General features: G+C 47.7%; 14 protein-coding genes and 3 tRNA genes. 14 read left to right on the forward strand and 3 right to left on the reverse strand.

Annotated elements, in window-relative coordinates:
* The first annotated feature begins 23 nt into the window (after nucleotides 1-23).
* The 9 genes from CVV44_22030 to CVV44_22070 all read left to right on the forward strand — a co-directional run bounded on the left by CVV44_22030 (nucleotide 24) and on the right by CVV44_22070 (nucleotide 8314).
* Nucleotides 24-108 (forward strand) — tRNA-Leu (locus CVV44_22030).
* A 271-nt stretch (nucleotides 109-379) separates the two neighbouring features.
* Nucleotides 380-1024 carry an adenylate kinase gene (locus CVV44_22035; protein PKL35485.1) on the forward strand — a complete coding sequence of 215 codons (645 nt, stop codon included), beginning with the start codon at nucleotides 380-382 and terminating at the stop codon, nucleotides 1022-1024.
* Between the two features lie 191 nt (nucleotides 1025-1215).
* A complete protein-coding gene (locus tag CVV44_22040) occupies nucleotides 1216-2304 on the forward strand; it encodes a two-component system response regulator (GenBank protein ID PKL35486.1) in 1089 nt (362 codons plus the stop codon).
* 24 nt (nucleotides 2305-2328) lie between these two features.
* Entirely contained in the window at nucleotides 2329-5115 is a 2787-nt protein-coding gene (locus CVV44_22045) for a hypothetical protein (protein PKL35487.1), read from the forward strand.
* Nucleotides 5116-5260: 145 nt separating this feature from the next.
* A tRNA-Ser gene (locus tag CVV44_22050) sits at nucleotides 5261-5347 on the forward strand.
* Between the two features lie 79 nt (nucleotides 5348-5426).
* A tRNA-Ser gene (locus CVV44_22055) sits at nucleotides 5427-5511 on the forward strand.
* Between the two features lie 153 nt (nucleotides 5512-5664).
* The gene (locus tag CVV44_22060) at nucleotides 5665-7395 is read left to right on the forward strand and encodes a DNA polymerase III subunit gamma/tau (GenBank protein ID PKL35488.1); all 1731 of its coding nucleotides are present in this window, start codon (nucleotides 5665-5667) and stop codon (nucleotides 7393-7395) included.
* Nucleotides 7392-7709, forward strand: a complete 318-nt coding sequence (locus tag CVV44_22065; protein PKL35489.1) for a nucleoid-associated protein, YbaB/EbfC family — start codon at nucleotides 7392-7394, stop codon at nucleotides 7707-7709. Before CVV44_22060 ends, CVV44_22065 begins: the two co-directional genes overlap by 4 nt.
* 5 nt (nucleotides 7710-7714) lie before the next feature.
* Nucleotides 7715-8314 (forward strand): recombination protein RecR, encoded by a 600-nt coding sequence (locus CVV44_22070; protein PKL35490.1) that lies wholly within the window; start codon nucleotides 7715-7717, stop codon nucleotides 8312-8314.
* Nucleotides 8315-8322: 8 nt separating this feature from the next.
* Here CVV44_22070 and CVV44_22075 read toward each other — a convergent pair whose 3' ends face one another.
* Nucleotides 8323-9651, reverse strand: a complete 1329-nt coding sequence (locus CVV44_22075; GenBank protein PKL35491.1) for a ribosome biogenesis GTPase Der — start codon at nucleotides 9649-9651, stop codon at nucleotides 8323-8325.
* A 317-nt stretch (nucleotides 9652-9968) separates the two neighbouring features.
* On the opposite strand from CVV44_22075, the gene CVV44_22080 reads away from it, so the two are divergent.
* Both CVV44_22080 and CVV44_22085 read left to right on the forward strand, forming a co-directional pair.
* Nucleotides 9969-10184, forward strand: a complete 216-nt coding sequence (locus tag CVV44_22080) for a hypothetical protein (GenBank protein PKL35492.1) — start codon at nucleotides 9969-9971, stop codon at nucleotides 10182-10184.
* A gap of 202 nt (nucleotides 10185-10386) precedes the next feature.
* On the forward strand, nucleotides 10387-11553 hold the full coding sequence (locus tag CVV44_22085) for a hypothetical protein (protein PKL35493.1): 1167 nt from the start codon (nucleotides 10387-10389) through the stop codon (nucleotides 11551-11553).
* 12 nt (nucleotides 11554-11565) lie between these two features.
* Here CVV44_22085 and tsaB read toward each other — a convergent pair whose 3' ends face one another.
* Nucleotides 11566-12255 (reverse strand): tRNA (adenosine(37)-N6)-threonylcarbamoyltransferase complex dimerization subunit type 1 TsaB, encoded by a 690-nt coding sequence (gene tsaB / locus CVV44_22090; protein PKL35494.1) that lies wholly within the window; start codon nucleotides 12253-12255, stop codon nucleotides 11566-11568.
* Complete coding sequence (locus tag CVV44_22095; GenBank protein ID PKL35495.1) at nucleotides 12236-12664, reverse strand: tRNA (adenosine(37)-N6)-threonylcarbamoyltransferase complex ATPase subunit type 1 TsaE; 429 nt, start codon at nucleotides 12662-12664, stop codon at nucleotides 12236-12238. Before CVV44_22095 ends, tsaB begins: the two co-directional genes overlap by 20 nt.
* A gap of 231 nt (nucleotides 12665-12895) precedes the next feature.
* Between CVV44_22095 and CVV44_22100 the strand changes: the two genes are divergently transcribed.
* From CVV44_22100 to CVV44_22110, 3 genes are read left to right on the forward strand one after another with little or no spacing between them, the layout of a single operon-like run.
* Nucleotides 12896-13492: a hypothetical protein gene (locus tag CVV44_22100; GenBank protein ID PKL35496.1), complete on the forward strand. Its 597-nt coding sequence runs from the start codon at nucleotides 12896-12898 to the stop codon at nucleotides 13490-13492.
* 15 nt (nucleotides 13493-13507) lie between these two features.
* The gene (locus CVV44_22105; GenBank protein PKL35497.1) at nucleotides 13508-14419 is read left to right on the forward strand and encodes a hypothetical protein; all 912 of its coding nucleotides are present in this window, start codon (nucleotides 13508-13510) and stop codon (nucleotides 14417-14419) included.
* A complete protein-coding gene (locus CVV44_22110; GenBank protein ID PKL35498.1) occupies nucleotides 14416-14646 on the forward strand; it encodes a flagellar protein in 231 nt (76 codons plus the stop codon). The genes CVV44_22105 and CVV44_22110 overlap by 4 nt, the downstream gene beginning before the upstream one ends.
* Nucleotides 14647-14701: the final 55 nt, after the last annotated feature.

Consider the following 14701-nt stretch of genomic DNA (forward strand, 5'->3'; position numbering starts at 1 on the left):
ATTTTATGTGATTTTCATGCGCCGCCCAGGTGGTGGAATTTGGTAGACACGCATGGTTGAGGGCCATGTGGGAGATTTCCTGTGCGGGTTCAAATCCCGCTCTGGGCACAGCGGAAAAGAAGGTGGCAAAAGATTTTGTCACCTTCTTTGTTTTTATTTTGTGAACGTTGTTGATGCTGTTCCTGCTGCTTTTCAATTCAGCATTTAATAAGGGAACCTCTAAAAATCATTATATGGATGTTCCCTTGTGGGCACAAACATTTGTAAAAGAAGGTTTTAACCCCCACTAACTCCCCCTATTAGGGAGAGAAATAACGAGGGGGTGGAAAACCTAATTTTTAAAGGTGCCCATAATTATTTTAACAAACAGGGGGTATGTATGAATCTTATATTGTTGGGAGCTCCCGGGTCCGGAAAGGGCACGGTTTCAAAATTATTGGTGGAAAAATTCGGTCTCGTCCAGATTTCAACGGGCGATATTCTCAGGGGCGCCGTTAAGGCCGGTACACCTATTGGGAAAAAGGCACAGGAGTACATGACAAGAGGAGACCTTGTTCCCGATTCCGTTATCATGGGTATTATGGAAGAGCGTCTTCAGGAAAGCGACTGTAAAAAGGGATTCATTCTTGACGGGTTTCCACGGACAATTCCTCAGGCTGAGGATCTGAACAAACTCCTGTTAAAGCTTTCCATTAAACTTGACCTTGTCGTCAATCTCGAGGTTCCCGAGGCCGAGCTTCTCAAGAGGCTCACCAGCCGGAGAACATGCTCCAATTCATCGTGCCAGGCCATTTACAATGTCATATCCAATCCTACGAAGGTAGAGGGAGTGTGTGATAAATGCGGCAGTCCCACCATCCAGAGGGATGATGAAACCGAAACCGCCATCAAACACAGGCTGAAAACCTACGATGAAAAAACAGCACCGCTTATCGGTTTTTACAAGAATGAAGATTATTTTATCTCCGCGGACTCAACGGAAAGTAAAACAGTCTACGATGAAATCGTAAAAAAAATGAAATAAAAGGAAGGATGACCGAATATCCTTTGAAATATTGAAACAAGCTCCATATTACGATATGGAAAGTCTGAAGCGGTTCATTGTGAACCGCTTTTTTTATAATGGCGGTTGTGTGAAAGTCTTGACAGAAGGTTTATTGTGTCTTAGGAATATCTACCCTGGAGCATTCCTGATAATGCAAAAATTATGATGTTTTGATCTTTATATCAATGAAAGACAAGAAAGACAAATATATAATTCTCGCGGTGGATGACCAGCCGTCGAATCTCCAGCTTGTTGAAAACATTCTCGGAGACAGGTTTGATCTTATATTCAGGAAAGATGCCCGGTCGGCCCTGGAGGTCCTGAAAAGAGAAAAGGTCGATCTCATTCTCCTTGATTATATGATGCCTGAAATGGATGGACTGCAGTTTTTACAGGTCCAGATGGACGGCGAAGCCCTGCGGAATATTCCCACTATCTTTCTCACGGCAGCCGATGATGAATCGGTCCTGCAGGAGGCCTTTTCTCTGGGTGCCTTTGATTATATTGCTAAACCCTTCAGAAAAATCGATCTCGTCGCGAGAATAAATTCCGCCCTGCAGCTGGCCAAGGAGCGGCAACGGATAAAGGAACAGAATATTGAACTGATACGGCATCGCAATCATCTTCAGGAACTGGTTGAGGAGGCCACCCTGGAAATAAAGGAAAGAGAGCTGGAAATAATACACCGGCTTGTCACCACCGTGGAATTCAGGGATACGGAAACGGCGAATCATATCAAGCGCATGGCACGTTATTCAAAACTCATTGCCCAGAAGATTCTTCCCCATGATACGGAAAGAATCAATCTCATTTACCTGGCGGCCCCCATGCATGATGTGGGCAAAATCGGTATCTCCGACAATATCCTGCTCAAGCCGGGGTCCCTGTCCGAGGATGAAAAGGATGTGATGAAGATGCATTCCCGTATCGGCTATGCTATCATGAAGGGCAGCCCCTCGGCGCTGATACAGACCGGTGCCATGATAGCCCTGACTCATCACGAAAGATGGGACGGGGACGGGTATCCCGATGGTCTGACCGGTGAGGATATTCCCCTGGAAGGCCGAATTGTCGCCGTTGCAGATGTATTTGATGCCATGACGTCGAACCGGGTATACCACGGTGCGGCCTCGATTGAAGAGGCGATTGAAACCATCGGGAGGGAATCGTCACGGCATTTTGACCCAAAATGTGTTGAAGCCTTTCTTGACCAGATCGATGCGGTCAGGCGCATAAAGGCTGAATATGGTGAATTCTGAGACTTTCCCGGTGAAGGGCCTGCTATGAAATTGTATAACAGCATATTTAGTTTTTTTGCCCGGCAGGTATCGTACGGATTTACCATCTATCTGATCTGCTTTCTTGCCTCCCTGGTGGCTCTTGTCTATGGAGTCATTTTTGTCAATTTTTCCATGGGCCTCTCGGCGCAAAGCGAGCAGGATCTGAAGGTGATGATCCTGGTGGCCCGCACCATCGCGGTGCTGGGCTTTGTTCATGCCACGGCCCTGGGTATGCTGGAGCGGGTAGGTCTGCCGGCCCTGTTTAAACCGGCCCGCCACATAAACGCCTATTTCAGAAAGGTCGGGGAACGGGAAAAAATCAGCAATGAGGAGCTGCTTGCCGCCCTGCGATACCTGATAAAATTTCCCGATTACAATATGTTCCTGACCATATTTTTCTCAGTCATCATCGTGATTATCGTTTTCACCTCGACCGTTATATATAAGTATTCCATGTTTCAGCTGCAAACCGTGGTTGCCGGAGGAATTATATCCATATACCTTTACGGAGTGCTTGCCTATACGGTCACGGATTTGACGGTGTACCGGTTCCGGAAAGCGACGTTCGGCGCCGTTATCGAGCGGGGGCTGCAGATTCCCGAAACGTACGGGCTCAGCATCCCCAGGAAAATACTCCTGATACTGGGATACCTGATGCTCGCTGTTTTCAGCCTGATATATCTTATCCTCTATACCGATATCTCGCTGAATTATCTTGTTGTATATTTTACCATTTCAGCGCTCCTCATCATTGGCCTGGTCATGGTTTATACCTATCCCATAATAAATGTATTTTACAGCGTACTGGCCGCCACGGACAGGCTTTCGCACGGAGAAGAGAGCCTCCTCGTCCTGGGGAATAATGAAAAAGAGGTTATCAATTTTGCCGCCCTGTTCAACCGGTCCATAAAGGAGTTCGTATATCTCCGGAAAAATCTCGAAGTCAAGGTAAAGGAAAGGACGGAGCTTCTGGAGAAGAAGAACAGGGAACTGCTGGAAAACGAAGAAAAATTCAAAACACTCACCGATTCGGCCCAGGATGCCATCATCATGATGGACAATGACGGCAACGTATCGTACTGGAACAATGCCGCGGAAACCATATTCGGCTACCGGCGCTTTGAGATAATGGGAAAACCCCTTCATGAGATACTGGCGCCGCGGCATTACTTCGAGCTTTTTTCGAAAAAATTCCCCGATTTCAAAAGACTCGGCAAGGGACTGCTTCTGGGGAAGACCGTTCAGCTTGCGGCAGTGCGGAAAAGCGGCGAGGAGTTCCCCGTGGAGATATCGCTCTCGGCGTTCAGGCTGGAGCATAAATGGAATGCCGTGGCCATCCTGCGCGACAGCACGGAGCGGAGGAAAACCGAAAAAGATCTCTACGAGGCGAAGATGGCTGCGGAAGCCGCCAGCAAGGCCAAGAGCGAATTTCTGGCCAACATGAGCCACGAGATCCGGACGCCCATGAACGGCATTCTCGGGTTTTCCGAGCTCATCAAGCATGAGGCAGGTGATCCGGCCATACGGGAAAAGGCCGAGATCATCTACCGCAGCGGGAGCGGGCTCCTGGAGCTGATTAATGATATTCTCGATCTTTCCAAAATAGAGGCGGGCCGCATGGAGGTTAACTATGATACCTTCGATTTTTATGACCTGCTGCGGCAGACGCACATGCTTCATTCCATCGTGGCGGAAAAAAAAGGCCTGGGATTCAAACTTGCAATAGATGAAAATATATCACGGTATATCATTTCCGATCAGAAAAAACTTCAGCAGATACTCACCAACCTGCTGAACAATGCCATTAAATTCACTATTGAAGGTTCCGTGCTGCTCAGTGCCGAGCTGCTTTCGGGCAGTGATGACGAACATATCATAAAAGTTTCCGTTGCCGATACGGGTATCGGGATTCCCGAGGAGTCGAGAGAACTCATATTCAAGTCCTTTGAGCAATCCGATTCGTCCACGACAAAGAATTTTGGCGGAACGGGCCTCGGGCTGGCCATAGCGAAAAGCTTTGTCGAAATCCTTGGCGGGAAAATCTGGGTTGATTCCGAAATGGGATCAGGCTCGGTTTTCTCCTTTGTCTTCAAGGCCCATACCGGTGCCGATGAGGAAAAAAATCTTTTCCCCGAGAACCAGGCCGTTGTTCCCGATATGCAGAACCTGAGCGTCCTGGTCGTTGATGATAACGAATACAACCGGATGCTTATGAAGTATCTTCTTCAGAAAAAAGTTAAAGTCATTCATGCCCTCGATGACGGTGATCAGGTTATGAGTTTTGTCCGGGATAATCCCGTGGACCTAATCTTTCTTGATATAAAAATGAAGAACATGGACGGGGTAACGACCTTTAAACTCCTGCGGGAAAACCCGGAATACAACAATATAAGGATTGTGGCATTTACGGCGAGCGTGATCGGTGGGAAGCACGAGGAGATGATGAGTATGGGATTCGACGGGTATCTCGAAAAGCCCATATCGAAGAATTCCTTTATGCAGCTCATGAATAAGATGTATCCCTCGGGAGAGGCGGTTATCGATTTTGATGATACCGGTGAAAGTAAAAGCAAAACGGCTCCTGCTGTTATAGATCTGGCTGAATCCATGGAACATCTGCGTTCGGCCAGCCTGGACAGGAGCGGTGACCGGAAAAAAGCCATCGATATTCTTTACGGTCTCATTGAGTCTTTTCCGGAACACGCCGAGCCTCTGTCTCTCATTCTTGAGACTATCAATAATTTTGATTACGAAAGGGCCCGCAAACTCATTGACGGCTTTCCCGTATAATAGCAAAGATGTGATAAAAAATACTTTACAAAAATGGGCCTGTTTCAATAGTAATATATAACAGTAACCGGTATTGCATGCGTTTTTCCCCGCCGCGGGCGGGGATATTTATACAGAGGCGCGTGTATCCTGCCGGCACTAAAAAGGAGAGATGCCCGAGCTGGCCGAAGGGGACGGTTTCGAAAACCGTTGTGGGTTATGCTCACCGGGGGTTCGAATCCCTCTCTCTCCGAATTGAGTAATGAGTGAGCAGTGAAGGATGATGGGTTTTTATTGCTGATCACTTTTCACTCTTCACCCGTCACTAAAAAGGAGAGGTGTCCGAGAGGCCGAAGGAGCACGGTTGGAAACCGTGTGTAGCGCAAGTTACCGGGGGTTCGAATCCCCCCTTCTCCGAATCCATAACACAGGCATGAAAATGCCGGTTTCCGCATATTGATAAGGTTTTAATGATAATCGGGGCATGCTGATATTTTTTTACTCATAACTCACTCCGGCGGACGCCGGCTCCATCAATAACACCAGGCTATTCAGGTTTGATAAGAGGTTATGGCATATCAAGTAATTGCCAGAAAATGGCGACCCCAAAAGTTCGATGATGTCGTTTTCCAGGATCATATCTCCAAGACCCTGCAAAACAGCATCCGCAATGGCCGGATTTCACACGCATATCTTTTTTCCGGCCCCCGCGGCGTGGGAAAGACTACCATGGCTAGAATCCTGGCCAAGGCACTGGACTGCGTCAACGGTCCCACCGATACCCCTTGCGGTGTCTGTGAAAACTGTATTGAAATCAAAAACGGGACCTCCTTTGATGTCATAGAAATAGACGGTGCCTCCAATAACGGTGTGGAGGATGTGCGTCAGCTGCGGGAAAATGTGAATTTTGCCCCGGTAAAAGGCAAATACAAGGTCTATATAATAGATGAAGTGCATATGGTCACCACGCAGGCCTTCAATGCCCTGCTAAAGACCCTGGAAGAGCCGCCGCCCCACGTAGTTTTTATTTTCGCCACCACGGAGTATCATAAAATACCGGAAACTATCCTGTCACGCTGCCAGAAATTTTTCTTCAAAAAAATACCGGCTGAACCCATTGTGGAGCACCTCAAGCACATAGCGAAGCAGGAGGGCTACACCATATCGGACAATGCCCTGTACCCTATCGCCCGCGCAGCCGACGGCGCCATGCGCGACGCCCAGTCCCTGCTTGACCAGGTCATTTCATTTTCCCAGCAGAGCGGGGGCGCCATCGATATCTGCGAAGAGGACGCACTGACCGTACTTGGTATAGTGACCATAGATAGTTTTACGGCCCAGCTGAAAAATATCGCCGGAGACAATGCCCTGGCCATCATGCAGGAAGTGGAGCGCGTGGTTACCATGGGCGTCGACATACCGAGATATGTGGCGGGATTCATTGATGTCCTGCGGTCACTGCGTCTGGTGAAAAACGGCGTTTCCATGCAGGGGCTTCTGGGTCTGTCCGATGAGGAAGCGGCCCTGATAAAATCCCTGTCGGGACTTTTTCATGATGAAGAGATGAGCCAGATATTCCGCATCGCCGTGGAGCTCCAGTCGGACCTCAAATATGCTAATAACGAACGGGTCAACCTGGAAATGGCCCTTCTGGATATGCTTGCCGTGAAGAGAAACCCATCTCTTGCGGAACTGCTGAGGAAGATGCAGGATGTTAAAGCGGCAGACTCCGTCGGTGCCGCATCTGCTTCTCCGCGTGCGGCGGCGTCGGCCCGTCCTGAAAAAAAAACCAAGCCGGCCCCTGAAAATAAAGACATTGCGGAAGAATCCGATGTCCGTGATGCCTGGAGCGACTTTATGAAGGGGATCATAGGCGAAAAGCAGTTTTTGCATGATATTCTCAAGCCGGCATCGATACATCTTGAGGGAAGAACACTGCATATTATTTATCCTGCGAACGAGGATAATTCTTATTATACACGTATTCTTGATACGGAAAAAAGGAATGTCGTAAAAGAGGGCATGTCCCGGAGACTCGGCGTTGACCTGAATATCAGTGTCGGTGTTGCCGTTTCCGGCACTGCAGACCCGAAGCCCGGCGCCGCAAAGGCTGCGGAAAACAATAATGGCGGTACGGGAACCGGGCAGGGCAGGGAAGGTATATCGGAGCCGGCATCCCCCATTCCCGACGCGGTAATGATGAAAAATCCCGAAGTTGAAGGTGTGGAAGGGAATAATCCTACCATTGAGAAGATAAAAGACCTGTTCCATGGTCAGATAATAGAAAAAAAAGGAGAATGAGTATGCTGAAAGGTCTTGGAGATATGGGAAACCTGATGAAACTGCAGAGAGAAATGAAAAATATTCAGAAAAAACTGCAAAAGACCCGGATGGAGGGAAAGTCCAGCGATGGTTCCGTCAAAGCCAGCGTGAACGGTGAATTCAGCCTGCTCGATATCACCATCGATCCGGCAATGGTTTCCCAGGGAGATGCAAAAAAAATAGAGAAGATGGTGGTCTCCGCCGTCAATAATGCCGTTGAAAACATGAAAAAGGAATCGGCTGCTGAAATGGCCAAACTTACGGGCGGCCTTAATATTCCGGGACTGGGCTGACCGGAATGGATCACCCCTCACGGTATCTTGAGTCCCTTACGAGGGAATTTTCCAGGCTGCCGGGAATCGGCGTAAAAAGCGCATCGCGCCTGGCCTTTCACATTCTCAAGATGAGCCATGATGATGTCAGTAATCTTGTCAGGGCAATGCTCGAGGTAAAGGAGCATATCACGGCGTGCAGGATATGCGGGGGGATTGCCGACAGTGATGTCTGTTCCATCTGCTCCGACCGGGACCGCGACTCGCATACAATCTGTATCGTGGAGAATGCCAGGGATGTGCTTACGATCGAAGGGACCAATGAATTCCACGGCCTTTACCATGTTCTCATGGGCGTCATTTCACCGCTGGACGGCATCGGGCCCGATGAACTCAATATATCCTCGCTGCTGGACCGATACTCAGCGAAGCCGGTACAGGAGATGATTCTGGCCCTGAATCCCACCGTGGAGGGGGATGCTACGGCCCTGTACCTGGCCGGGATTCTCATGCCCCTGGGTGTCCGGGTTACCAGGATAGCCCACGGTCTGCCCGTGGGTTCGGATCTTGAGTTCGCTGATAGCGCCACCATCGTCAAGTCCTTCCGGGGACGCGTGGCCATGTAATGAGGGTTTTATTTTTTTGTTTTCTGCCTTTTTTTCCCTTCAATATGAATGATGACGGGAATTCCTTCCATGTCGAACTCTTTCTGCAGTGATTTTTCGAAATAACGCACTACATCCTTCCTGAAAAGAGCGGCATTGTTCACAAAAAACTTGAATTGAGGCGGTATGGTATGTATCTGGGCCGCATAATATATCCTGATCTTGTGTCCCAGTTGCGGTAACCTGCCTGCACTCTGGAGTCGGGCAATTACCTTGTTCAGCGTAGGTGTGTCTATCCGCTTTCCGGCCTTTTCTTTCAGCTGTATGGCCGTCTGTAGAATTTTGTTTATGCGTACCTTGTTTTTCGCGGAGATGGAAATGATGGGGAAATCATCGGCACGGTAGAATTTAAAAATCAGTTTATCCTTGAATGCGTCGAAGGTTTTATCATCTTTTGGTATGGTGTCCCATTTATTTACGGCAAAAATAACGGGTTTTCCCACATTCTGGATCTCGTCGAAGATTTTTTTATCGGTTTCCGAGAGCCCGATCTCGGCGTCCATGACATGGATGACGATATCGCTCCCTTTTATTGAGTCAATAGTCCTGGTGAATGAATAATATTCAATGTTTTCAGTCATTTTGCTTTTTTTTCTGATGCCGGCCGTATCGACCACCTTTACCAGCTTCTCATGAAAAGTGAAATAATCATCCACGGAATCGCGTGTAGTGCCGGGAATTTCGGAAACAACGGACCTTTCGTAGCCCATAAAGGCATTGAGAAGGGTGGATTTGCCCGAATTAGGGCGTCCCACGATGGAAATGGTGATGTCGGGTTCCCTTACAGCGGTTTTTTTCATGGGAAGCAGTTCCGTTACTCTGTCCAGCAGCAGGGGGAGATTGTAACGCTGAAGCGCCGAGATGGGAATTATTTCCTTGAAACCCAGCTCGTAGAAGTTCGCTACATTGGCCATCTTCTCGTTGTTATCCATTTTATTGACGGCCACAATTGAGGGGATGGACATTTTGCGCACCAGCTTGGCCAGGTCCCAGTCGAAGGAGTCCGGTGCCGGGTCTTCCAGGAGCAGTATGATGGCCGACGACCGTTCCAGGTGCCTGCGCGCGTTATCCAGGATGGGCGCCGACAGTTCCGACAGGTCCGGAAGGTCGAGGCCGGGAGTGTCGGAGAGTATGAAGGAACAATCATTGTAGTGGACATTGTAGTACAGCACATCGCGGGTGAGTCCCGCATGGGCGTCGACGATGGCCTTCTTCTCCTTGATGAGAGCATTGAAGAGAGTGGACTTGCCCACGTTTCTTCTTCCGACGATTGTGACAATAGGTAATTTGCCGCTCATAGTAATACCATTTTAATTGTTTTAAAAAAAATATTAATAAACTTTTAAGGACGCAATGACGAATAATAAACAAAGAGCTCTTAGGTGACAGTGGCGTGCCGGACATTATGCGCGCCGACAGTCGGTAGTGCTGTTGATTATAGATTGCTCAATACCATAATCAACTATTCGATAATGGTTGCAGCGTCAAGTGATTAATTATAATTAACAGCATTACGTCAGTTATACGCAAAAAAATTTTTTTTGCTTGCATTAAAATTAATGATGAGTATCATTAACCAAGTAAAACTTAATTTAAAAATTGAGGTGTAATAAACATGGCAGGTAAATCAGTAAAACAGTTAAGCGACTCACTCAAGAGGAAGTCAGCGAAAGTGTCCAAGCTCCAGAAAGAGCTGAAGGCCGAAGAAGCCGCTGTCGGCAAACTGAAAAAAGACATCGACGCTGCAAAGAAAAAAGAAGCTGCTAGCAAGCCCAAGCCCAAGCCCAAAGCTAAAGCCAAAGCTAAAGCCAAAGCTAAAGCAAAGAAGTAGGCAGTGTTTTATTTAACAGGTAAAAGAAAAAAAGAGGGATGAACCCCTCTTTTTTTCTTTTATCAATGCCCGCTGGACGGGTCTTCCCAATAATTTTATTGAAGTAATCGCGGGGAATGCACGATATTTTATTAAGATGTTTTAAGTGGAATCAATTGCATTTGTGTATTATAATTTATAAAACCCATGAGGTCGCGGTCTGGTGAAGGTAAATCAGAGAAAACAGCGTGATTTCGATACGATGGAGACAATCGAAGATGTTTTTGGCATCCTGAAGGAACAATTCAGGAACAGAAAGCTGTATGTCCGCTATTCTGTGGAAAAAACGGAGATTGCCATCAACGAATTCCTGGATGATAACACGGTCATGGTCGTTACCGATCCTTCGTATAAAGCGGATAAGATAATCAGCATCTACGGTCTTTCGGAAAAATACCTTGAAGTTGATTTCGAGATAGTGGAGGAGCGCGGCCCGGGCTATTTCCACTGCCGCATAATGAGTGCCCGGAGGGCCGTAAAGGGGCGGAAGGATCTGCGATTCAAGGTAAACGCCGATGAGGCCTATGCTACGAACTTCAAGATATCGAAGCATACTATCGATATATCGGGTTTTAATATCCCCACCAGCATAAAAGTGGTGCTGGACCAGTTCCATTCCAGCAATTCCGGCATGAGCGATATCGTTAAAGTGGATGTTTTTTCAACGGGGGAAAGGGATTCGGTGCTGAAATATATGAAAAAGACGGGGAAAACCCTGTTTGTTCCCGATGCAGCAGACCCCAAGGCCTATGAGGCAATGAATGATGATTTTATCGATGCCCGGGAGCTTTTCGGGGCTGAATTTAATCTCCTGGTGAAGCGAAATGTGGAAAAGGGCTATAAATCCATTATCACGGTTCCTGTACTGTATATAACCGAGGTCTCCGATACGATACCATTCGCCTATATCCAGCTCATCTCCAAGACCGAATACTTTACCCTGGACAAGGTGCTGGATATAAAGGCCCAGTCCTTCAAGCTCGTGGACCGGATTCGCGATGCCAACACGCTGCTAATCCCGGTACACCAGGAGATAGTCGATATCAGCCGCGGCGGAGCGAAGCTCAGGATTACGAACGAGAATCTTGTGAAATCCATGCTCAAGTCAAAGGGGTTTATTTTTGATATCGTTTTCCGCCTCCAGGCTCCCATCACCATCTACGGGGATATTAAAGCCACGTACGGCGACGATAGCGGTGGCATATTCGTGGGTGTGGACTTTGAAGGCAACAGCTCCCGGAAGGACGAGATGAAGCGGTTTTATTCCATACTGCATCCCATGGAAACGGACTACAAGGCCCGCCTGATCAAATCGCTGAAGAAAAAATAACGGTTTGCGCTTTTATTTCCCCCGCGCCGTTTCCGCATCGGATTTTCTTGCATAAAAAGGATGGATTGTTGAATAGTGGGCCTTATTTCCCCCGGTTTTATATTTTTTTAATACCAATTCGAGGATAGCGCCGCCTGAAGGAATAAAATTATCCAGGTGCCGGTGATTTTTCAGAATTTCATCGACGATTGCGCCGTAGGGGACGATCCCGTCTCCGGCACACCATGTACGCGCGGCAGGATCGGCCTTTTGCAGAAGCTCTTCCATGCCGTAATCGCCGGGCGGAACCAGCTCCACCGTTTCCCCGGGCTGCTCGCCGTGCCCGTACAGGGCTCCGAACACTCGTTTTTTTCTGGCATCGAAGGCGATAAGAATCTGCTCTCCCGGCGATGCCGGCACCGAGGAGGCATAGAGCTCGTGGGTCTTTATCCCGAGGAGCGGGATATTCAAAATCTGGGCCAGCATCCTTGCCGTTGTTACGGCAATGCGGATACCCGTGAATGAGCCTGGCCCGATACCGGCGGCGATGAGATCGATGCTGCTCAGGTCAATGCGGGCCTCGTTCAGCAGCTTTTTCATGTTCTGGAAAATGGTGGCGGAATGAGTTCTATCCACTGTTTCATGGTGCATGAAGACATCAGCTTCCCTGCCGAGAATGATGAATTCCAGCGGTGTTGCCGTATCAAAGATCAGGATATTCAATGGTTATGCTCCTGGTATTCTCGTCGATGTAATCAATGAAGATTCTGTGGGAATTTTCCGGCAGCCTGTTTCCCGCGTTTCCCGCCCATTCGATCACGGCCACGCCGTCTCCTTCCCAGTATTCCTCAAAGAAGAGATTGTCGAATTCGTCATCGCGTTCGATGCGGTAAAGATCAAAATGATGCAGGGGCAGTGGCCCTTCATAGGATTCCAGCAGTGTGAAAGTCGGGCTGGTGATATCATCCTCGATGCCCATGCCCAGGGCGATGCCCTTGGCGATAATTGTTTTTCCTGCGCCCAGATTGCCATGCAGGGCGAATACATCGCCTTTTTTTGCCTGTCTGCCGATTTCGCGGAAAAATTCAAGGGTTTCCTCCGCTGAATGGGTGACGATGGTCTCTTTTTTCATATGATAGTTATTCAGAATTACATAAAATAATTGAAATAATAAACGCCATTTTGTATTATAACATAATATTATACAATTGAAATTCTTTTATACAACCGTTCTGTGCATGCGATTGTATAAAACAGAACAGCTTTTGCAATCATGATTTAGTGCTTGATTATTTGTTCAAAAGCTGGCAGAAGTGCAAAAAAAAGAATAAATCAGAATAAATGTTGAGGAGTAAACAATCAAATGATGGTTAAAAAGGAAGATAAAATACAGAAAAAGAAAAAAATCATCATAGATGCCCTGAAGGTACGTCTGAGGAACGATGTATACTCAAAAATAACGGTTCAGGATATTGCCGATGAGGCCGGGTTCTCCAAGGGTGGAGTGCTTCATTATTTTGCAACAAAAGAGGATATCTACCTGTCGCTCATCGAGGATATTTTTAATGAGTTTGATGTTGCCCACCGTCAGATTCTTCAGATGGGTCTGGAAGCCGACTCCATGGCGCCCATGTCGGCACTGGTTGGCGTCGAGAATTTTATCCTCGATAAAACCAATATTCGGATAATTATCAACCTCATTCTCTACGCCTTCGAAGATGAGAAAATACTCAAAATACTGAAAACTTACATAAGTCGTCTCAGAATATTTTATGATAATATCATCATCAATGACAGAAAATCCGTACCCACACGGCGTCGTTCCGATCTCGATGTTAAATATCTCTCACGTATTGTACAGACCATCGTAATCTTCATCGGCATTCTCGAATCCATAGATCCCATTGAACTGGACCATGTGGAGATTGTAAAGTATGTTACATCCCTTTTAAAAGCGTAACATGTACTGAGTTCAATGATCGACAAGGGGATACTGTATTCAAATCTCAATAGCGGGCTTATTTTTGAGCGGTTTTCCGCCTTTGAAAGAAATCTGGAAAAAAACCTGCCCTATATCCGGCGGCATGGTGGACTTCAGGGAATCATGCCCCTTCTGGCAGGCAAACATGTTATTATCGCCGGGGCGGGCCCTTCCCTGGAAAAGGATCTGCATTTTTTGAAAAAATATCAGTTCCGCCGGGAGCTCGTCATTATTTCCACGGATATGGCCCTCAGGCCCCTTGTGCGCAACGGGATAGTTCCCGGATTCGTCATTTCCTGCGAAACGACTCCTGTGGATTTTTTCGGAGGACTTGATACGAGGAAGATGCGGCTCCTGGCGTTTACCTGCATGTCCGGGATCAATGTGCGGAAATGGGGGGGGGAAATGCATTTTTATAACTGGATGCTTCACGAGGAGCCCTTTAGCGCGTTATGGGAAAAGGCCGGGAAGGAGCTGGGATTTGTCGCTACGGCGAGCCTGGTCACCACGCAGGCCGTGGCCATAGCCCTGGGGTGCGGCATCCAATCGCTTCTCCTCTGTGGAAACGATATGGCCTTTCTGGACAGGTTTTATCTACGTGAATCTCTTGTCCATGCCCGGCATCTGCTCGGCCAGACGCGGCTGAAGCCGATGCCTGCTCTTGAAATGGAGATTTCCCGGAGGGCCCGGGAGTATGAAATTCATCGCGATGGAAAGGGGTTTTATACCAATTCCCAGTTTCTCGCGGCAAAATTATGGCTGGAAGAACTTCTGGAGACCCAGGCTGTGCCGGTTTTCGATTGCAGCGTGCCGGGATGCTCTGTGAAAAGCGTCAGGAAGACACATATTCGGGATTATTTTCTCATGTTTGAAACGAGAAAAAAACGGAAAGGGAGGCAACGGTGATTACTCTTCATAAATTTAACGGTGAAATTTTTACGCTTAATGCGTCGCACATCGAAACCGTGGAGGAAAAACCCGATACCGTCATCACACTGGTGAATGACAGAAAGTACCTCGTAAAGGAATCCATGGAAGAGGTATTGCAGAAAACGATTGAATACTTTTCCAAACTGCATGTGGGTGCAGGCACCCTGAGCATTGAAAGGCTGGATAGGGGCAAAGACCGCTGATACGGGAACAGTGGATCATTACATGTGCTGAAAATATCTTGACAAATATGCATAT

The sequence above is a fragment of the Spirochaetae bacterium HGW-Spirochaetae-1 genome (genome assembly GCA_002839375.1).
Classification (GTDB): domain Bacteria; phylum Spirochaetota; class UBA4802; order UBA4802; family UBA5550; genus PGXY01.